The 20,155-nt window shown below is 41.5% G+C and carries 20 protein-coding genes and 1 pseudogene; 12 read left to right on the top strand and 9 right to left on the bottom strand.

Annotated features, from left to right (window positions below):
• Positions 1–376: 376 nt before the first annotated feature.
• Both V7K38_RS25610 and V7K38_RS25605 read right to left on the bottom strand, forming a co-directional pair.
• Positions 377–1,024 carry an HAD-IA family hydrolase gene (locus V7K38_RS25610; protein ID WP_334861912.1) on the bottom strand — a complete coding sequence of 216 codons (648 nt, stop codon included), beginning with the start codon at positions 1,022–1,024 and terminating at the stop codon, positions 377–379.
• Between the two features lie 458 nt (positions 1,025–1,482).
• Positions 1,483–2,676 carry an NAD(P)/FAD-dependent oxidoreductase gene (locus V7K38_RS25605; RefSeq protein ID WP_334861910.1) on the bottom strand — a complete coding sequence of 398 codons (1,194 nt, stop codon included), beginning with the start codon at positions 2,674–2,676 and terminating at the stop codon, positions 1,483–1,485.
• Positions 2,677–2,869: 193 nt separating this feature from the next.
• On the opposite strand from V7K38_RS25605, the gene V7K38_RS25600 reads away from it, so the two are divergent.
• The 3 genes from V7K38_RS25600 to V7K38_RS25590 all read left to right on the top strand — a co-directional run bounded on the left by V7K38_RS25600 (position 2,870) and on the right by V7K38_RS25590 (position 5,019).
• A complete protein-coding gene (locus V7K38_RS25600) occupies positions 2,870–3,493 on the top strand; it encodes a 4Fe-4S single cluster domain-containing protein (protein WP_334861908.1) in 624 nt (207 codons plus the stop codon).
• A gap of 4 nt (positions 3,494–3,497) precedes the next feature.
• Positions 3,498–3,818: a hypothetical protein gene (locus V7K38_RS25595; protein WP_334861906.1), complete on the top strand. Its 321-nt coding sequence runs from the start codon at positions 3,498–3,500 to the stop codon at positions 3,816–3,818.
• Positions 3,819–3,987: 169 nt separating this feature from the next.
• A complete protein-coding gene (locus tag V7K38_RS25590) occupies positions 3,988–5,019 on the top strand; it encodes a FecCD family ABC transporter permease (RefSeq protein WP_334861904.1) in 1,032 nt (343 codons plus the stop codon).
• A 108-nt stretch (positions 5,020–5,127) separates the two neighbouring features.
• Here the strand turns inward: V7K38_RS25590 and V7K38_RS25585 are convergent, their stop codons facing one another.
• The gene (locus V7K38_RS25585) at positions 5,128–5,451 is read right to left on the bottom strand and encodes a DMT family transporter (RefSeq protein ID WP_334861902.1); all 324 of its coding nucleotides are present in this window, start codon (positions 5,449–5,451) and stop codon (positions 5,128–5,130) included.
• A gap of 444 nt (positions 5,452–5,895) precedes the next feature.
• Between V7K38_RS25585 and V7K38_RS25580 the strand changes: the two are divergent.
• A pseudogene (locus V7K38_RS25580) lies at positions 5,896–5,985 on the top strand (Hsp20/alpha crystallin family protein); the annotation flags it as partial.
• Between the two features lie 223 nt (positions 5,986–6,208).
• Here V7K38_RS25580 and V7K38_RS25575 read toward each other — a convergent pair.
• Together V7K38_RS25575 and V7K38_RS25570 are read right to left on the bottom strand one after the other, a co-directional pair.
• The gene (locus V7K38_RS25575; RefSeq protein ID WP_334861900.1) at positions 6,209–6,508 is read right to left on the bottom strand and encodes a 2Fe-2S iron-sulfur cluster-binding protein; all 300 of its coding nucleotides are present in this window, start codon (positions 6,506–6,508) and stop codon (positions 6,209–6,211) included.
• A 103-nt stretch (positions 6,509–6,611) separates the two neighbouring features.
• A complete protein-coding gene (locus tag V7K38_RS25570) occupies positions 6,612–7,481 on the bottom strand; it encodes a uroporphyrinogen-III synthase (RefSeq protein WP_334861898.1) in 870 nt (289 codons plus the stop codon).
• Positions 7,482–7,688: 207 nt separating this feature from the next.
• Here V7K38_RS25570 and V7K38_RS25565 point away from each other — a divergent pair, with 207 nt between their 5' ends.
• Entirely contained in the window at positions 7,689–8,600 is a 912-nt protein-coding gene (locus V7K38_RS25565; RefSeq protein WP_334861896.1) for a S1C family serine protease, read from the top strand.
• Positions 8,601–8,637: 37 nt separating this feature from the next.
• Here the strand turns inward: V7K38_RS25565 and V7K38_RS25560 are convergent, their stop codons facing one another.
• On the bottom strand, positions 8,638–8,979 hold the full coding sequence (locus tag V7K38_RS25560; protein WP_334861894.1) for a hypothetical protein: 342 nt from the start codon (positions 8,977–8,979) through the stop codon (positions 8,638–8,640).
• Between the two features lie 77 nt (positions 8,980–9,056).
• Between V7K38_RS25560 and V7K38_RS25555 the strand changes: the two genes are divergently transcribed.
• From V7K38_RS25555 to V7K38_RS25545, 3 genes are all read left to right on the top strand, one after another.
• A complete protein-coding gene (locus V7K38_RS25555) occupies positions 9,057–9,893 on the top strand; it encodes a S1C family serine protease (RefSeq protein ID WP_334861892.1) in 837 nt (278 codons plus the stop codon).
• Positions 9,890–10,522, top strand: a complete 633-nt coding sequence (locus tag V7K38_RS25550; protein ID WP_334861890.1) for a response regulator transcription factor — start codon at positions 9,890–9,892, stop codon at positions 10,520–10,522. Before V7K38_RS25555 ends, V7K38_RS25550 begins: the two co-directional genes overlap by 4 nt.
• A gap of 105 nt (positions 10,523–10,627) precedes the next feature.
• On the top strand, positions 10,628–11,845 hold the full coding sequence (locus tag V7K38_RS25545; RefSeq protein ID WP_334861888.1) for a glycosyltransferase family 4 protein: 1,218 nt from the start codon (positions 10,628–10,630) through the stop codon (positions 11,843–11,845).
• Between the two features lie 136 nt (positions 11,846–11,981).
• Here V7K38_RS25545 and V7K38_RS25540 read toward each other — a convergent pair whose 3' ends face one another.
• The 3 genes from V7K38_RS25540 to V7K38_RS25530 all read right to left on the bottom strand — a co-directional run bounded on the left by V7K38_RS25540 (position 11,982) and on the right by V7K38_RS25530 (position 12,898).
• A complete protein-coding gene (locus V7K38_RS25540; RefSeq protein WP_334861886.1) occupies positions 11,982–12,263 on the bottom strand; it encodes a hypothetical protein in 282 nt (93 codons plus the stop codon).
• Entirely contained in the window at positions 12,244–12,489 is a 246-nt protein-coding gene (locus V7K38_RS25535) for a hypothetical protein (RefSeq protein WP_334861884.1), read from the bottom strand. The genes V7K38_RS25540 and V7K38_RS25535 overlap by 20 nt, the downstream gene beginning before the upstream one ends.
• A gap of 154 nt (positions 12,490–12,643) precedes the next feature.
• Positions 12,644–12,898, bottom strand: a complete 255-nt coding sequence (locus V7K38_RS25530) for a hypothetical protein (protein ID WP_334861882.1) — start codon at positions 12,896–12,898, stop codon at positions 12,644–12,646.
• A gap of 372 nt (positions 12,899–13,270) precedes the next feature.
• Here V7K38_RS25530 and V7K38_RS25525 point away from each other — a divergent pair, with 372 nt between their 5' ends.
• From V7K38_RS25525 to V7K38_RS25510, 4 genes are all read left to right on the top strand, one after another.
• Positions 13,271–15,943, top strand: a complete 2,673-nt coding sequence (locus tag V7K38_RS25525; RefSeq protein ID WP_334861880.1) for a beta strand repeat-containing protein — start codon at positions 13,271–13,273, stop codon at positions 15,941–15,943.
• Positions 15,944–16,576: 633 nt separating this feature from the next.
• Complete coding sequence (locus tag V7K38_RS25520) at positions 16,577–17,374, top strand: hypothetical protein (RefSeq protein WP_334861878.1); 798 nt, start codon at positions 16,577–16,579, stop codon at positions 17,372–17,374.
• A gap of 366 nt (positions 17,375–17,740) precedes the next feature.
• Entirely contained in the window at positions 17,741–18,961 is a 1,221-nt protein-coding gene (locus V7K38_RS25515) for an MFS transporter (protein WP_334861876.1), read from the top strand.
• An 89-nt stretch (positions 18,962–19,050) separates the two neighbouring features.
• A complete protein-coding gene (locus V7K38_RS25510; protein ID WP_334861874.1) occupies positions 19,051–20,028 on the top strand; it encodes a hypothetical protein in 978 nt (325 codons plus the stop codon).
• Positions 20,029–20,155: the final 127 nt, after the last annotated feature.

The raw sequence follows: 20,155 nt of genomic DNA, 5'->3' as shown, positions 1-20,155 counted from the left end.
GGAGAGTGAATAGCCCTTTCCCTCTACGTTGGAATGATGTTGTGTGGTAATTTTTATTCTGGAAATCACCTTAACTGTAATTTTAGGCACTTGTTGATCCCCCAACCCCCTTCTTAAGGAGGGCAAAGTTTCTAAAAGTCCCCCTTTTTAAGGGGGATTTAGGGGGATCTAAAACGTTTTGCTACTCATCAGACGACTTTTAAAACATCCTCTAAGAGAGATTTATTGTCTCCATAATATAGATACTATGTTGCGGCTAGCAAAATGGCGAGAACAGCGCAATCAAGAATCATTAGCTAATCCTTCACCTTTAATCCAACTGAAAATTTGTCGGCCAAGCTGAAAGTTAAAATGACTGACAGACAAGTGTTCTCCCTCAATTCTCTCGATTGATCCAAACACCTCTGAGTCCAGCTGCTTTGGCTGCGTGGTAATCTTCTACAATGCTATCGCCAATATGCCATGCTGCCTCTGGGGAACATTTATGTTTATCTAAGGCAATAGCAAAAATTTGCGGATCGGGTTTAGCTGCACGTACCTGGGTAGAAATAGTGACGGAGGTAAAAAACTCTCTTAATCCCAAACTTTGCAATACAGAATAAATCCGCGAATCAAAATTGGACAGCACCCCCAAAGTAACCCCTAACCTTCGCCAGTTAATTAAAGCTGGTAAAACATCAGGATAGACAAACCACGGTTCGCCAGTACCAAAGTGGATGTAAAGTTCGCTAAAAAAAGCCGAAAAGTCAGAAAATTCTTTAAGAACACCTGCACTTTCAAAAGTGTTGAGGGCAATTATCCGCCACCAATCAAACTCGCGCTGGGGAATATCTTGCAGTTCTGCATCTAGAAATATCGGCGGCGGTGCTGCTTTAAAGCTTTTGATGAAGGCTGTATTCAATGTTTCGGCTGGAACCGTAACACCAAATTCCTCAGCTATCTGACTATAAACTTTACCCACACTGCCTTTAACACCAAAGAGTGTACCCACAGCATCTAAAAAAATAACTTTTGGTTGTTCCATCAAAGTTTGAAGATTTTGAATTTTTCATTTGTCATTTGTCATTAGTTATTAACGCTCTTCTATGACTCTCACGAGATAAAAATCAGAAACCTTTGTTGTCACTATTTTCTATAAATCTATGGGTATGTTGGGTTGCAATACTTCTCGGATAAGGGTTGAGTCGTCCTAGATTCAGATCCCCCCGCCTACGGCGACCCCCTTAAAAAGGGGGTAAAAGAGGGTTAAAAGCCCCCCTTTTGAAGGGGGGTTGGGGGGATCTCCAACGACTAATTGCGCTAACCGAGAAGTATTGGGTTGGGTTGAGGAACGAAACCCAACCCAACGCCAATAATCGCTGCTTCTGTTGGGTTTCACCTTGTTCAACCCAACCTACAAATATTTTATTTTTTCAAAGTAATAAAAGAGCGTTAATTATGTCTCCCTCATATCCCCATGCCCAATGCCCAATTTTAATTAAGTTATCGAGATAGCGTTTCTATGATGGGACGCACTAGCCAATTAAAACCAACTTTGAGTTGATGGTCTAAAGTTGGCAATCTATATAAATAAGCCATCCGACGGGCAACGGATGCCAATGGCCCATCTAGTTTAATTCCCAAACCAGTAAGGGTGGCGTTGTCTTTACCCAATGCCATCATTTCTCCTAACTGTTGGTAGTGGAAGGGAAGGAGGGGACGATTAGTGATATTTGCCCAGATATTCCAAGCAGTATAATCAGCTTGTTGAAAAGCCGCTTGTGCTGTGGCGGGGACTTGCTGCCCTTCAATATCATGACAGTCTGCTAAATCTCCTAAAGCAAAGATTTCTGGATGATCGATAACTTGCAGATTGGATGTAGTGATGATTTGACCACGCTGATTTTGCTTGAGGGGAAGAGATTTGACTACGGGCGCAACCCTATTTCCCACAGTCCAAATTACCAAATCTACGGGAATCTTGTCTAACTGGTTTTTGTACTCTAGAGAGATGCTATTTTGCTCTATTGACTCAACTTTAGTTTCTAAATCAATAAATATACCACGGGCTTCTATTGCTTTTTTTGCTGCTTCCCGATTAAACTCTGGGGAAGTTCGCAAAATTTGATCGGCGATTTCAACGATCCGAAAGCGTCCTCTTTCACCGAGTCTGTCGGCTAACTTACAAGCTAACTCTACACCACTGTAACCAGCGCCAATAATTGCCACCCGAATTTTATCAGCATCGGATTCTTCTAAAAATCGGAGGCGTTCTTCTAAACGATAGACATCAGAGATGGTGCGGAATGGGTAGCCGTAGGCTGCCGCACCGGGGACTAAATCTAGCGGTGTCTCTCCTCCTAGCGCCAGTACTAAGCGATCGTAAGGGATTTGTGGCCCTTCATGTATATTTACCCATTGCTGGTCGATGTCAATTCCAGAGACGACACCTTGATAAAAACGTACCCCAGTCCCTTGTAAAAGTTCTTCAAATGGTGGGGCAATTTCCCAGGTTTGCAGTTCGCCAGTGAGTAATTCGTAAAGTAAAGGGGAGAATAGGAAGCGATCGCTTTGATCTACTAAAACAATTTCGGGCTTTTGCGTAGATTCCCAAGGTAACTGGCTTAAGCGCAAGGCTGTGTAAAGACCACCAAAGCCTCCACCAAGGATACAAATTCTAGAAGTTTCTTGAGTCATCGATTTTATCTATAGGAGGATCAATACTAGCTAGGCAACTAACTTTAGTCTAGTCAGTTAAAGCGGACTTTTCAAAATCCCATCAAGTTTTTCAGAGATTAATCATTAGTCTTTTGTCATTTGTCACAGTTATCTAACGGTCGATTCGCTATAGTTGACGGTTAACAGGCAATGGCTAAAAGGAGTTAAAGAGATGGAAATTAAGCCACCTGACCCATCGCTAGCACTCATGGATATTCCCCCTGGCTATCTCAACATTATGGGTTACGTCGATCAATCAGAAGTTAATGGCCCTGGTTGTCGTGCAGTTGTCTGGGTACAAGGTTGTCTTCGTGAGTGTCCCGGCTGCTTTAATACTAACTCCTGGTCATTTGAGGCTAACCAATTGATTGCTGTTGATACTCTTGCCGAAAATATTCTCAGCAATCCCCATAATACAGGTGTCACATTTTCTGGTGGAGAACCCTTTTGGCAAGCAACTGCATTGGCTTCTTTAGCGCGTAAGGTAAAAGCTGCTGGGTTAAATGTAATGTCTTTTTCTGGGTTCACTCTCAAGCAACTACAGTCTCAATCTGCACCACCAGGTTCTCAAGAATTGTTAGAACAACTTGATATCCTAATTGACGGCCCTTTTGTAGAATCTCTGGCAATTAATTCTCCTAACTCTCCAGTTTCTTCTAGTAATCAACGGGTTCGTGTCTTAAATCCGGCTTTCCAAGACCAAATTACTTGGGCTAGCGATCAGATAGAAGTTCACATCCTTAAAGATGGTGGACGTATCGTTACTGGTTATCAAGGAGGGCTAGAACTAACTTAGGGAATTGGGCATTGGGAATGAAAAGTTAAAATTTAAAGATTCAGCCTCAGAAGGTCAACTTTCACCTTTTGAGGCTCAACTTCCACCTTTTGAAGGTCAACTTTCACCTTTTGAGGCTCAACTTCCACCTTCTGAGGCTCAATGTTCACCTTCTGAGGCTCAACTTCCACCTTCTGAAGCTCAACGTTCACCTTCTGAAGCTCAACGTTCACCTTCTGAAGCTCAACGTTCACCTTCTGAAGCTCAACGTTCACCTTCTGAGGCTCAACTTTCACCTTTCTGGCTTGATGATCATCGAAGAGAAACTATAGCGCTTCTCTTTTGAATGCAATACATTTTGACCTCTCTCCAAACCTCTCCCCTACAAGGGGAGAGGCTTTGAATCTTACTCCCCTTCCCTTGCAGGGAAGGGGCTGGGGGTTAGGTCTATATTCGATGCAATTGAGAACCGCTATATATGTAAATGCAGCTTTGTTTGAGACAGATTACAGTTAATGAAAATACCAGACCGGAATTTGGCTAAACCATTTAAGACAATTTTTACTGAACACCGGGTAATTTGGGCTGTTTTACTCCTTAGTGTGGCACTGGTGCTAACGCTAGTGCTATCGCTTTCTCAAGGAGCAGTACCCTTAAGTATGTCAGAATTTTGGCAAGCCATACTCCACAAAGGCGATCCGGTTAAACAGACAATTCTCTGGGATTTACGTCTACCGCGCATTACGGCTGCTCTGATCGTCGGCGCGGCTTTGGGAATGTCAGGAGCATTACTGCAAGGGATGTTACGCAATAGTCTTGCTGATCCATTTATTTTGGGCATTTCTGCGGGTGCTGGATTAATTGTGATTGTAATGATTGTCTGGCAAATATTCCCGATCGCAATTCCTCTAGCAGCGTGGATGGGAGCAATTCTGACTTCTGCGATCGTTATTTTACTCGGTCGCGCGGGGTCAGGAATTTCGGTTGAGCGGTTGATTTTAGGCGGGGTGGCGGTGAGTTCTTTATTTGGTGCTGTACAAAGTACATTGCTGCTTTTAGCTGAAGACGGCCAAATTCAAATTGCGCTTAGTTGGTTGGTTGGTAGCCTGAATGGACGGGGTTGGCAAGAAATTTCGACGGCTGGCCCGTATATCATCGTTGCATTAATCGGGGGATGCTTACTGGCGCGATCGGTAAATGTGCTGGCTTTGGGCGATGATTTGGCTGTGGGTTTAGGGGTTTCGTTGACGCGATCGCGCCTGTTAATTGGTGGTGTCGCCACTCTCTTAGCCGCAGGTGCAGTCAGCATTAGTGGCTTGATTGGATTTGTTGGTCTTGTTGTCCCTCACGGTGTCCGCCTCATAGTTGGTACAGATCATCGCTTTGTTTTACCACTTTCTGCCCTTGCAGGTGCATGGTTACTGACTTTTGCAGATTTACTCTCTAGATTAGGAGCAGTTGAACTACCTGTAGGTTCTGTCACCGCATTGCTGGGTTCACCGCTATTTATCTGGTTACTTTATCGTCGTTCTACTGGATTTAATTAATTTTGATTAGCCAGAGATTATATAACCAAAATTCACCGTGTCCAGATCCCCGACTCCAACTGTTTTTAATTTTGAAGTAATGAGTAATAAGTAATGCGTATTTACTCATTACTCATTACTTGCATTTATGCCAATTACCCCTGCAACTATTAAGGCGATTGACAAAAGTTTGATAATTGTGGCAGATTCACGAAACCAAATAATACCAATGAGCGCAATTAAGACAGTCCCCAATCCAGCCCAGACGGAATAAGCCACGCTTACTTCGATTCTCTTGAGAGCAAGAGTCAAACAACTAAAACAAAGTCCATAGAAAACAAATATTAAAACTGAAGGCACTAATTTAGTAAATCCTTGTGATAACTTCATACAAGTTGTGCCTGAAACCTCAAAAATGATTGCGGCTATGAGGTAAATCCAACTGCTTGACATATCTTTTCTGAGGGTTTTGTTAATCGTCTTTTATTATCTCTATGAAAGTAATAAAATACAACTGGGTTGATTAATATTATTGATTAAAAAAATACTCTAAATAACATAATCAATCTACCTAGTTTCATTGATAAATCTAATTCATTCTCATTAATCAAGACTTACGCAAAAAAGTTCTGAAGTAGCGGTAATTCATGAATTACCGCTACGACAAATCAGGTTTTTGAGACAATTTTGCGTAAGTCCTATTAATATAGCGGTTCCCATTCAGATGCAGTACAACATTAATCGCAAAGTGTAAGGACACAGCAGTGCTGTACCCCTACGGGTGTATCTCACTCAATCCAGAACCACTATATTAGTTTCACAACTTGTAATTCTTGTTTGTATCTAATAATATCTTTATAGATTACAAGTCTTTTCTCTCGAATTTACCGAACCTTTTATAAAGATGGGATCTTGAAGCTGACGCTACCCAAAGCTGAAAAAGAAAAGAACAAAGTTGTCAAAGTTAATCTAGCCTCATCTGGCTAATTTCCTCATATCTGCTAGCTATTTATTAAACGAAATAAAAAGCGCTCCCTTTTGGAGAGCGCTTTTTAGTATGAATTACTTAGCTCATACAGCTTTCTTAGGAAAGTGCAAAGTTTTAAATCTTCTAGAGTGTGTTATCGCCGAGAGTATGACATGATCTTAGATTTTAGGTGCATTAGAACATTCGTTCTAATGCACCCTAAAAAACTTGCTCTTTTCTTAGTTAACCGTTAAGCTCATCTTCTTGATGGGTTTGGATTACACAGTCAGAAGTGGGCTTGGCAACACAGGTAAGAACCCATCCCGCATCTATTTGATCGTCGTCTAAGAAGTTTTGATCCGATTGGTCAACTGTACCTGAAATCAGCTTACCAGCGCAGGTTGAGCAAGAACCAGCATTACAGGAGTAAGGCAAGTCCATCTCATTATCTTCGTTAGCAATCTCTAGAATGTAATCATCATCAGAAACTTCAATTGTTTTTTCTTCATCTGGAGTCTTTAGTGTGACTTTATAAGTTGCCATGTAACAATCCCTAGTTAAATGTGAACTACATTGTTGATCCTACGGGTTTATGTGCTGCGAGTCTAGAGTTAAATGTGGTTGATTGCTCTACATCCTGAAGCGCTTAGTGGGAATTGGAAGTGAGAGTAAAAAATTCTGCGATCGCTTCACCAAATCCCTCAAATGAACTATAATCCCTGGACACGATGGAGACATTCATACCCAACTTCCGCGCATTAACAGTTGTATAAGGGCCAAAACATGCAATAATACAACGCTCATAATCGCTTTGCGAGTTGACCATTGTCAAAAAGCTTTCTACTTCTGCTGTGCTACTAAAAGCAATGACATCGATTATTCCTTGACGCATCAAGTTTAATTCACTACTGTAGATACTTTTATCTAAGCCCTGCGTGGTATATGTGGGTACGCAAATTACTTCTATGCCTAATTTCTGCAAATCTCTAATCAAATTGGGTATGATATCAGGCTCAGGCAAACCAATAACTTCTGGAGCCGGGATCAGCACTTTTTTATTGTGAATTTGCGGAAGTTTCGCTAATTCCGCCACAATCCCGGCTGGGCTAGATTCTGTTGGAATTAAATCAACCTTGCCACAAAAAGACAATAAGCTTTCTGCGTCTTTTCCTAAAGCACATAATTGACATTTCTGCACTACAGATACAGGAATCTCTAAATCATTCATCCGGTGAAAAAATGCAGTGATGCCATTTCTACTTGTGAAGAGAATCCAATCAAAATCGGCTATCTGGCTTAGAGCAATATCTAACTTAGTGTAGTTGGATAAATAGCAAGTTTCTACAGTAGGCATGAAAACAGGGAAACCACCTTGTTTAATGATTTGTTCAGATAACCTATAAGCATAATTTATCGGTGCTGTAACTAAAATTCTCTTGCCATATAGAGGTAATTCTCTAGATGGAGTGAGCGAGTTGATTTCTCCTGATTGGTTGTGCATTTGTTTATCTGTCATTTCATTTGCGATTGTTGCAATCCGCAGATCCCCGACTTCTTAAAGAAGTCGGGGATCTCGTTCCTGTTGTTTGTGTGCGTTTGATTCAGGATTGCTATATAAACCCTAGCCATTTTTCTAGGATGGATTCTCCCCATTTTTCCGATGGCATCTGTGTGTAGAAAACGGGACGATATGAACATCTAAGAACGTTAGCAGAAAAATCTTATGTCTTCATTACTGGCTTTATCTAACAGTTTAGCTGACACCGTAGAACAAGCTGGGAGTGCTGTAGTTGCAGTCAATGCGGGTACTCGTGTTTCTCCAAGTGGCATTCACTGGCGGAATGGCATCATTGTTACCTCTGATGAGTCCATCCAGCGCTACGACGACATCACTGTTACTCTATCAAATGGTAGCACTGCACCAGTAACACTCATTGGTCATGACTCTAGCACTGATATTGCTGTTTTTAAAGTAGAAAATGTAGAAACACCTGTGGCAAAAATTGGCGATGCCAAAACGCTCAAAGTCGGTCATCTGGTATTAGGATTGGCAAGAGGTAGCGAAGGTGATTTAAGGGCGGCGATGGGTGTAGTCAGCGTGGTTAGCGGTGCTTGGCGAAGTATGAGTGGCGGAAATATTGACCAATTTATCCGCCCAGATATCACCCTTTACTCTGGTTTTGCTGGCGGGCCTCTGGTAGATGCTGCTGGTTTTGTGGTGGGGATGAATACATCGGGGCGGCGTGGCGTTACTCTGACAATTCCTACTGATACAGTCGATCGCGTGGTTGACGAATTAGTGGCAAAAGGACGCATTTCAAAAGGTTACTTGGGTGTGGGAATGCAACCTGTACGCTTACCAAATAACTTAAAAACTTCTCTCAATTTAACTTCTGCAACTGGGGTAATTGTCGTTAATGTTGAGCCTTCCGGGGCTGCTGAGAATGCAGGTGTGCTGCTTGGTGATGTTTTGGTAACGTTCGATGGTGTAACTGTGGGCGATACAGGTGATGTGCTAGCGCTGCTTAATAATAGCGATCGCATTGGTAAAGCTGTCAATCTCCAAGTTGTCCGAGGTGGAGTGTTAATTGAGTTAGCGATCGCAGTTGGCGAAAGACCTACTAAGGAGGAATAATCTCCATTTAGAATGGATTTTACTAGCTCTGTCAGATTTATCTAAATTTTCTATTCATTTGAGCTTCTGAACTCGGAACTTCGACCTTTTTGCTCAAACGTTGAGCTTCTGAACTCGGAACTTCGACTTTTTTACTCGAACGTTGAGCTTCTGAACTCGGAACTTCGACTTTTTTACTCGAACGTTGAGCTTCTGAACTCGGAATTTCGACCTTTTTGCTCGAACGTTGAGCTTCTGAACTCGGAACTTCGCCCTTTTTACTCGGATGTTGAGCTTCTGAACTCGGAACTTCGCCTTTTTTGCTCAAACGTTGAGCTTCTGAACTTGAAACTGTCAGAATTTGCTTTCCAAAGTTGGGTTGACTAATATCTTGCAGCATTCTCAATTATCCCAACCCGACTAAAAACTATTGTCAGCCCACTAATTCTACTTTGACATGCGGGAAAATTGTATAACATGGGAAACACAACATTAACTAACATCACTGCTGAATTGACAGAGGTAGCTGCTAAACTCCGCCTATACACTGTGAAAGTGAAAAGCGGCTCTCTGGGAGTTGGTTCTGGCGTAATTTGGCAACCTGACGGACTAATTATTACTAATGCCCATGTCGCAACTAGCAACCGTGCAACTGTGGAATTGGCAGACGGAAGGGTATTTGATGCGGTGCGAACACAATTCGATCCACAGCAGGATTTAGCAGCCCTGAAAATTGTCGCCACTGATTTAACTGCTGCAACCATTGGCAATTCGGAAGCGTTGCGAGTTGGTGAATTAGTTTTGGCGGTGGGTAATCCTTTTGCTGAAACTGGTGCTGTGACAACTGGAATTATCTATGGAAATAATTCGCAGGCTGTAATGGCTGATTTGCAATTGTATCCTGGAAATTCTGGGGGGCCGCTTGCCGACTGTCTCGGTCGAGTCGTGGGAATTAACACTATGATTGTTAATGGTTTAGCTGTAGCAGTTCCCAGCAAAACTGTTGAGCGTTTTTTACAGATAAATAATCGTCCGCAACTAGGAGTTACACTACAACCCGTACTTTTAAGTAGGCGTAGCTTGGGTTTACTAGTATTATCAATTTTACCTGGCAGTGCGGCGGAAACTGCTGGTGTGCAAGTTGGCGATATTTTAATTGGAGTTGCGGGGCGATTATTCACTAGTGTGAATGATTTAAGCAAATATCTCAATGACAGTCAAGGATCTGTGCCGCTACAACTCTTACGCGGTAAGCAGCAATTCGTGATTTATGTTGAGGTGCATTCTGGAAAAACTGCTGTGGAGGCGACATGATCCGAGTGATGGTAGTTGCCACTTCTCCTGTAGTGCGGGCAGGGTTATCAGCTGTGGTGACTACCAATCCTCGGCTGACGGTTGTGGGGAGTGCATCCGATTTGGATGTATTGGTAAGGGAAATTGAGCAATTATCACCAGATGTAGTGCTGGTAGATTTGAGTAGCAATCTTCAACAATCGGTGTGGGAAAAATTGCTGCTGATTCAAGAAAAGCAATACCCATTAGGAACAATCGCCATTGTTGAAGAACTCGACAGTATCGATTTAGAGACGGCATTACGTTCTGGTATCCGGGGGATATTGCCCAGTACTAGCACTGAGTTAGAAATTGTCGCGGCTGTGGAGGCGATCGCTTTTGGTTTAGTAGTGCTGCACCCGGATGCTGTAGAATTACTGTCTATCCGGGAAAAAGTGGTGACGAATCCTGTACAAAGCTTGACACCACGAGAGATAGAGGTTTTAGGAATGCTTGGTTCTGGATTGGGGAATAAAGCGATCGCTAAACGCTTGCACATTTCTGAGCATACCGTCAAATTTCATCTCTCATCCATTTTTCAAAAGCTCAGTGTCTCCAGCCGCACCGAGGCTGTTGCTGTGGGTGTCAGGCTGGGTTTGATTATGCTTTAAGGAGGCAGGGAGGGGGTAATAGATAGACTTTTGCATAAATCAAATGATGACATACAGCCTTCAATGAGGTCATGGTGTATGTATCACATTTGATTTATCATCTATATGAACATTTTAATGCTCTCTTCCACCTTTCCTTACCCACCAACGCGCGGGGGAACCCAAGTCAGGACATTTAATTTACTTAAATACCTGAGTCAACGCCATAGTGTTTCCCTCGTAACTCAACGCGAGGGCGATGTGACGGATGCAGAAGTAGCAGGATTACGCGATTGTGTAGATCATCTAGCTATTTTTGAACGCCCGCCAGATTCGAGAAACACCGGAATATTGCAGAAAATACAGCGATTTGGGAGATTTTTGCAACAGGGGACACCGCCCAGCGTACTTAATCGTTACTCCGTTGAGATGCAAACATGGATTGATAACTGGGTGGAAGCGGGGAAATGCGATGTAATCACCTGCGAACATAGCGTCAATGAAATTTATATCCAATCGCATTTTCAGAAACAGCTAAAAACCATAGTGAATGTTCACAGTTCTGTTTACGCTACCTGTCGGAACCAACTAACAACAGGCATTTCAGAAAATTCTCTAAGAGACAAAATTAATCTACCACTTTTGCGTCGTTATGAGCAAAATTACTGTGCTAAATTTTCGGCAATTGTAGCAACAACAGAAGAAGATAAAATTCAACTAAAAAATTTTAACCCCAATAGTGAAATTACTGTTATTCCCAATGGCGTAGATTTAGTTTCTTTCCCCAACCGTACCACCGATCCGGGTGGACATCGCTTAATTTTCATTGGTGCAATGGATAATTTGGCAAATATTGATGCTGTCTGCTTTTTCAGTAACGAAGTATTGCCAGAAATCCAAAGACTTTATCCTGATACAACTTTCGATATTGTTGGTTCTCATCCGGTACAAGAAGTTTTAGCACTTGATAACAAACCAGGAGTTAATGTGATTGGGCGTGTGCCTTCGATGGTTGAATATTTGCATAAATCTACCATCTGTGTTGTACCTATGCGGACTGGGTTTGGTATTAAAAATAAAACTTTAGAAGCAATGGCCGCTGGTGTACCAATAGTAGCTAGCGATCGCGGCTTAGAAGGATTAACTGTAGATGTTGCTAGTCATCCATTACGGGCATTACGAGCAAATAAACCGAAAGAGTATATCACCGCTATTAGTCAACTATTCGATCGCCCACATCTCCGTTTGGAATTGTCTCACAACGGCAGACAATTAGTAGAAACAGAATTCACTTGGAATATAGCTGGTAAAAGCTATGAACAAGTTTGTCTTGCGAGAAAGTAATGTTAATTCGTAATTCTTAATTGTCGGTGTGGAACAAATGTGTATAGAGAGGTTGCAATGCAATCTCTCTACATTGGTAGTGCAAATTATCTTATCTAAATCAGGTTGGTTGTTAATGAGCTTGTAAAGAAACACATCAATTATTGTCAAACTTAGTCGAAGCACCTAACACAAGTAATTTCTTCTGCTTACGTTTATTCTTATTTTTGAGAGTAATCAAATAATTATCAACGTAGCGAAAAGCAGCTGCACCATCGTAATCAGCAATGGCTATAGCCTGTAAAAAAATCTTGGAAGGAATTTCAAACGCTAAAAATTTTTCTGTTAAAATCAACAAATCTTTATCTGTAGCGGGAAAAGTAGTTTCTTCTGTCTCTTCTGGCTCAAAGAAGATATCTTCAATTAATGCTCTGTACACTTTGTACCTCCCCAAATGCATAAGATGCAAAGCCTGTGATAAAGTTTAGTTGCTGATCGCGAGTTTGTAAGTTAACAGGGAGTTCAGTACCAGAACATCCTATTTCCCGTAAAATCTCCAAACAATAAGCACTGAGTTCAGTGTATGGAGCTTGCTCCAATTCTTGAGCTACCTCTAGAGCCATCTCCAGATTGACTTGGATAACCGTCGTTACAGGGTTGGTCATAAACACGCCCTAATAAACTGGATGCTCTAAGTTTTGATCACAAGTACAAATAGCGTAACGGTGTTTTTGCGGAATTTATGAAGAGGGGAAAATAAAGTATCAGCGCATTTGCGGTAGTATTCCGAAATTATGTAAAGAAGAGAAGGCTGAAAATTTAGCAATTTCGGGCTGGGTGCGATCGCTGTACCAGAAGACATTGGCGTAATCCTTTGGGAACGCAAGTGTCAGAGACAAGCGATCGCTCACCAAAGTCAAGTATATAGGACTTACGCATTGACAGAAAAGGGTTATGATTTTCAATACTGATATAACAGTTGTAAATAATTTGTAAACTTTCTTCCCTTCTTCTCTTGGCGGCTTGGCGGTATGCCTCCGGCACGCTATGCGAACGAGAATTTTTACAACTCAAATAGGATTGCTATAGCTAGATTTTTCAATAACCTTTGGCCAAGTCTAAATTAGGCTACATCTACGCAACCAATAAAGGGTGATTAGCACAAAGACTGGAACGACCTACTCACCTTGATTCACAAGACCCTTCTTTTGTACAGTGCATAAGTTATAATTGTATTGCTTCTCAATATTTCCTACACAAAAATACATTTTTGATCAGCCGGAATCCTTCTGTATTTTTCTTTTGCCAGAGATATAAAACAGGATTAATTATGTTTAAACTAATTTCATCAGAACTTTATAAGTTAAAACATTGTAATATGCAAGTATTACAATGTTCAAAGAGATTTGATCCGTAAAATTCTGTAAAACGATAAAGGTATATATTATGTCCACTATTTTTGGAACTCCTAACAATGATTTTTTGTTAGGCACTGATAGTGATGACCAAATTTTTGGTCGTGCAGGCAATGACAATATCTCCGGTGGTCTTGGAAATGACATAATCAATGGTGGAGAGGGCAATGATACCTTGGCTGGTGATGGCGGCAATGACACATTTCAGGGCAGTCGAGGTGACGACAACATTGACGGCGGAGATGGCATTGATACCGCAGACTACAGTAACCTGGGTAAAAGCATTACCCTCTCAGATGTAGGAACAATTAAAAAAGCTGGCGGATTTGGAACCGATCAAGTCTTAAAAGTAGAAACGGTTATTGCTGATGCTACTGTTGCTAACAACACCATAGATGCATCCCAATCTTTGTCTGGGGTATCTGCCGTTGCTGACCTAGAAGCCCAAACGATCTCTGCCCTTAACGTTCCGGGTCTGGGAACCTTGACATTTAATGTAGTCAATTTTGATAATGTCATTGGCACAATTAACGACGACAGCATTAAGGGCGACGGTCAAGATAATCAATTATCTGGTCTGGCTGGCAATGACCTGATTGATGGTAGAGGTGGTAATGACAGTATTGATGGTGGAGATGGCAATGACACGTTGATAGGTGGTGCAGGTAATGACAACTTCAAGGGTGGTCAGGGTAACGATAGCATTGATGGTGGTGATGGCTTTGATACCGCAGACTATAGCAAACTAGGTAAAACCATCACCCTCTCAGGAGTAGGAACAGTTACCAAGGCTGGTGGATTAGGTCAAGACGCTCTATTTAAGGTAGACAAGGTAATTGCCGATGCTAGTGTTGCCAACAACACCATAGATGCGTCCCAATCTTTGTCTGGGGTATCTGCCACTGCTGACCTGGAAGCTCAAACTATCTCTGCCCTCAACGTTCCGGGTCTGGGAACCTTGACATTTAATGTAGTCAACTTTGATAATGTCATCGGCACAATTAACGATGACATTATCAAAGGCGACGGTCAAAATAATCAATTATCTGGTCTGGCTGGCAATGACCTAATTGATGGTAGAGGTGGTAACGACAGTATTGATGGTGGAGATGGCAATGACACGTTGATAGGTGGTGCAGGTAATGACACCTTCAAGGGTGGTCAAGGTAACGACAGCATTGATGGCGGTGATGACTTTGATACCGTAGACTACGGCAAACTAGGTCAAAACATCACCCTTTCAGGTGTAGGAACAGTTACCAAAGCTGGTGGATTAGGTCAAGACACTCTATTTAAGGTAGACAAGGTAATTGCCGATGCTAGTGTTGGCAACAACACCATAGATGCATCCCAATCTTTGTCTGGGGTATCTGTCATTGCTGACCTGGAAGCTCAAACTATCTCTGCCCTTAACGTTCCGAGTCTGGGAACCTTGACATTTAATGTAGTCAACTTTGATAATGTCATCGGCACAATTAACGATGACATTATCAAAGGCGACGGTCAAAACAATCAATTATCTGGTCTAGCTGGGAATGATACATTCAAGGCCAGTCGAGGTAACGACAGCATTGATGGTGGTGATGGCTTTGATACCGTAGACTACAGCATTTTAGGCAAAAGCATCACCCTGTCAGGAGTAGGGACAATTAAAAAAGCTGGCGGATTTGGTACAGACACAGTCTTTCAAGTAGAAAGGGTAATTGCTGATGCTAGTGTTGGCAACAACACCATAGATGCATCCCAATCTTTGTCTGGGGTATCTGCCATTGCTGACCTGGAAGCTCAAACGATCTCTGCCCTTAACGTTCCGGGTCTGGGAACCTTGACATTTAATGTAGTCAATTTTGATAATGTCATCGGCACAATTAACGACGACAGCATTAAAGGCAACGGTCAAAATAATCAATTATCTGGTCTGGCTGGCAACGACCTAATTGATGGTAGAGATGGCAACGACCTAATTGATGGTGGAGATGGCAACGACACATTGATAGGCGGTACAGGCGATGACACCTTTGAGGGCAGCAAGGGTAACGACAGCATTGATGGCGGAGATGGCTTTGATACAGCAGATTACAGCAAACTAGGTAAAACTATCACCCTCTCCGGTGTAGGAACAATTACCAAAGCTGGTGGATTTGGTACAGACACAGTCTTTAAAGTAGAAACAGTTATTGCTGATGCTAGCGTTGCCAATAACACGATAGATTCCTCCCAATCTGTTGGTGGTGTATCTGTCACCGCTAACTTACAGGAGCAAACAATCTCTGCCAATAACGTTCCCCAACTTGGGACAATAACATTTAATGTAATCAACTTTGATAATCTCATCGGTACAAATGAAAGTGACAGCATTACTGGCGATAGCCAAAATAACCGATTAGTCGGCAATGCTGGTAATGACACTATCTCCGGTGGCTTCGGTAATGACACCATCATCGGTGGACAAGGTAACGATGTTCTCACAGGTGGCTTTGGTGGAGATAAGTTTGTTTTCAACAGTGTTAATGATGGTCTTGACACCATCACAGATTATAACTTTGGTCAAAGCGACGTAATCCAAGTTTCTAAAGTAGGCTTTGGTAGTACTAACAGTAGCGACTTTTCCTACAACGCCTCTAACGGTAAGTTGTCTTTCTTAGGAAATCAATTCGCCTTCGTTGAAAATCTTTCATCCAATCTGAGTATTGAGTTGGTGTAAAATTACTAATAGTCACAACTCCATGACAAGTTAAAGCTTTTTGCAATTTGTTGTGGCAGCAGTGGGTAGCCATCAAAAAGTTTGGTTCTTCAGTACTTGGTATGCTAAATCAATTCACTAAAAAACTGAAAATATTCATGTTCGATAAAAGCAGGCTTTATCTTTTAAGATTTTAGGCTTTTCTAAGAATTTGGGTATTCTAAGTTTGATTGATTTTAAAGTCAAATCTTGATGTTTAAATAATAATTTGGCATAACAGCTATTAAAGACCCAATTTTTGTTGCAACATAACTATTGAACATACTAGTACAGCACAGCGTAAATAAACCACCCATTCCAAATCAATAGAACGCTCACCCTGTATTCATTTTGAATTTTGAATTTTGAATTCCGCCTTGCCGTACTAGTTGCTTCAACTCTCTCGACTTAAAACACCAGGGCAAACGTATCAAAAGTATAATAATCCTTTAATATCAAGGGTTTGGGCGTTGGATAATTTAGGCTATTTCATCAAGATCCTTATCCAGCAAAGGTTTCATAGATTTCGTGTGTTTGCCTTGCACACTGCCTAATTTTGGGTGTTGAATTTTTCCATTTTGATGATATTTTCTAAAAAATTAAGGAGTAAACTTTGTGGCATTTACAATCAATGAATTATTCAAAAAATTATCTTTGAAATATTTACCAATCATTACAGCCATAATAACGATTATCCCATTACCAGTTAAAGCAGCCACATTTTTAGTAACTGAACGCGCTGTTTTAGGAGGCAATGATTTAGTTAATTGGGGAAGTTTAGGTAAAGTCTTCAATCCCTCGGCTCCCGACTTTTCTGTTTTTTTACCTAAATCTTTCTCAGCAACATCTCAAGGTGGTTTAGGGTTAGATATAAATATAGCTCCAACAAATAATCCTCAGGTTACTCCACCGTTTGTTTTTCAAACTTTACCTTCCCCTGGGATTCGGAGTAACTTCGCTCAAGGAGATTTTATTCTCTTTGGAGGTATAGATCCAACAGGCTTTAGCCCTCTTCCTCCTGGTACTCCTGATCCTGGTACTCAGGGGAATGGTGAGCCTTTGACGATTAGTTTTGCCCAGCCTGTTTTTGGTGCGGGGACTCAAATAGCTATAGACACTAGTAAATTGAAAGTTGAAACTTCTATCACCGCTTTTGATAACGCCAATAACCTGTTGGGTACTTTCTCAGTTCCAAATATTTCGTCCTTAGCATTAGATAATTCGGCAGTTTTCTTGGGCATTCGTAGTGACACTGCAAACATTTCACGACTCGTTTTTAGCAGTTCTGCTCCCCAATATGGCTTGGCCATTAATCAGGTAAGCATTTTTGCAATTCCTGAATCAACTTATACCTTGGCGATATTGGCTTTTGGTGTTTCAGGTGCTGTTTTGAAACGACGCAAATGCACTTGATCCTCTCACAGCGTCGAAATAGATGGGAAACGCTATAAGACATACTCAAACTTCTGTAAGTGAGTTCCACATAATTCTGCCAAATTAAACTCAATGTCATACAAAGAATTAGAACACATCATAGAAGCTAAGATACAAAAAGCTATACGGAAGCATGAGATCGTAGTTGCTTTTATTAGTAGTATTACTGGCTTAATTTTTATAATGGGTTTGTTCCATGCTATTTTGCTGAACCACGCTCAAATTCAATCATTTTGCTTGAATTAATGACTGCTTAAATTCAATTAGCTTCGATTGTCAAGCGTTCCCTCCTGTGCATAAAACTAATCCAAGTTACACATATTTTTTATAAAAGGGAATTGCACTATGGAGGGTAAAAATAATGACAGGGCTATATTTGTCTTATTTTTGACTGTATTTATAGACTTGCTCGGCTTCGGAATTATTCTGCCGATACTGCCTTTGTATGCTGAACAATTTGGCGCAAAACCGAATGAAGCGACTCTACTAGTAGCTGTTTATTCTTTAATGCAGTTCTTATTTGCACCATTATGGGGTAGTTTTAGCGATCGCTACGGTCGTCGTCCGATTTTATTATTGACTTTATTAGGTTCTGTAGTAGCATACACAGGGTTGGGCTTTGCCAACTCATTATGGATTTTGTTTATTGCTCGTAGTCTCGCCGGGATTATGTCAGGGAATATTTCTACTGCTCAGGCGTACATAGCAGATATTACCACGCCACTGAATCGCGCTCGTGGCATGGGCATAATCGGAGCAGCTTTTGGTCTTGGCTTCATTCTCGGCCCAGCGATTGGAGGTCTTTTGATCGGATCTGATCCGAACAACGCTAACTTTCATCTACCGTCGTTGTTCGCAGCCGGATTATCTTTATTGGCATTGCTTTGTGGTTTGATGTTACTTCCAGAATCCCTAAATTCTGAAACTCAAGCCAAAATGCAAGCTCATCGCTACCGTCAGCGACAGCTAAACTTGCTGCAACTGTCACAGCGTCCACAATTTTTTATGCTTCTTGGCATCTACTTTTTAGTTACCTTTGCTGTTGCAGCTATGGACTCTACATTGGCCTTATGGTCTAAACAGCAATTAAATTGGGGCCCTCAACAAGTTAGTTATCTTTTTGCCTTCATGGGGATTGTTAGCACAATCATTCAAGGAGGACTCATCGGTTTCCTCAAGAAACAGTTTGGTGAAATAAAGTTACTTACCTTGGGGATATTAGGGTTAGGTTTAGGATTACTACTAATTGGATTCTCACAAAGCTTAGTTTTATTGTTGGTCGCTACCACGCTGATGGCATGGGGAATTAGTGTCAGCCAACCAATATTAAACAGCCTAATTTCTCAGATGACACCCGCAGAGGAACAAGGACAAATATTAGGAATTGCCAGTTCTTGTTCTGCGTTGGCACGCATCGGTGGGCCAACATGGGCAGGGATTAGTTTTATGAAGTTTGGGAGTTCTGCTCCTTTTTTGAGTGGATTTTTAGTAATGCTAGTAGCTTTGACTCTTAGTTTGCGAGTGACTAAAAGCGCATCTGAATCAAAAACAGAACGTGTAGCCTGAAAATACTGGTTTCGTAGTTAATCTTTCTTCCGCTTATAGGACAATACGCTTTTTTACTTTACGTCTTAAATTACGAATTACGAATTAATATGACCGGTCGCCGAGTACTGTTTTTAGGCATTATTGTCAGCATCCTCCTCACCTACGCAATTTGGATTGGTGGGAGCATTCCTGCAAGTATCATTAAACTTCCTGACCAAGGATTAAACTGGTACTACTGGAAGCTTCCCAACCCGACGTTTTGGAGTCGAGCGACAGCTTGGGGCATGTACCTTGGGCATCAGTTTAGCATCTGGGCATGTATTTTGTGGGCGCAGCGATCGCAGTTGAAATACAAATCAGCGTTGCACCCCATCAATTACCTCATGCTTACCATTAATGGTGCATTCATTGCTTTACACTTTCTCCAGACCTATATTTGGTACGATGCTCTAGCTCAAGATACTTCAATTTGGGCTTCTCAAGGTGCAGTTGTACTCTTACTGGTGTTCGTACTGATTTTAGAAACACCTCGACGCGGTTTGTTTTTTGGCAATTCTGTTCCATTTAATCTACAGTTTTTGGAAATTATCAAGCTGTACCACGGCTATTTTTTCTCCTTCGCCGCTATCTACACCTTTTGGTATCATCCAATGGAAGCGACTTTGGGACACTTAATTGGTTTTCTCTATATGTTCTTGCTTCTGCTCCAATCGTCGTTGATCTTTAACCGCAGCCATGTAAACCGTTGGTGGACATTCGCTTTAGAAATAACAGTTATTTTACATAGTGTCGTTGTATCACTAATGCTTGGACAAAGCAAGTGGCCAACATTTCTCTTTGGTTTTCTTGGTATTTTAGTACTTACTCAACTCCACGGGCTACCTTTAGGTATCTTGACTAAACGTACTATCTATGGAGCCTTTTTAGTGAGTGTACTGGCCGTTTATGCACTGACTGAACGCGGCTTGGGCAGAATTTACGAAGTAACCTATATTCCTCTGATTGAGTTTGGACTAGTTGGTGTAATTTACTTAATCTTCCTGCTCATCTTATGGATGATTTCTCGTTTACCTATCAAGACTTAATATGATGGAATGGCACTAAGAAGGCTTTTCAAACGTTCTCTTAGTACATTCCACTCTTATTCAGGCTCGTCAATATTTAGATGCGTTTACCCTATAGCAAGATTCGTATTATGATACAATATCAACC

Source organism: Nostoc sp. (genome assembly GCF_036917465.1).
Classification (GTDB): Bacteria; Cyanobacteriota; Cyanobacteriia; order Cyanobacteriales; family Nostocaceae; genus Nostoc.
This window is presented reverse-complemented; position numbering and strand designations above follow the sequence as displayed.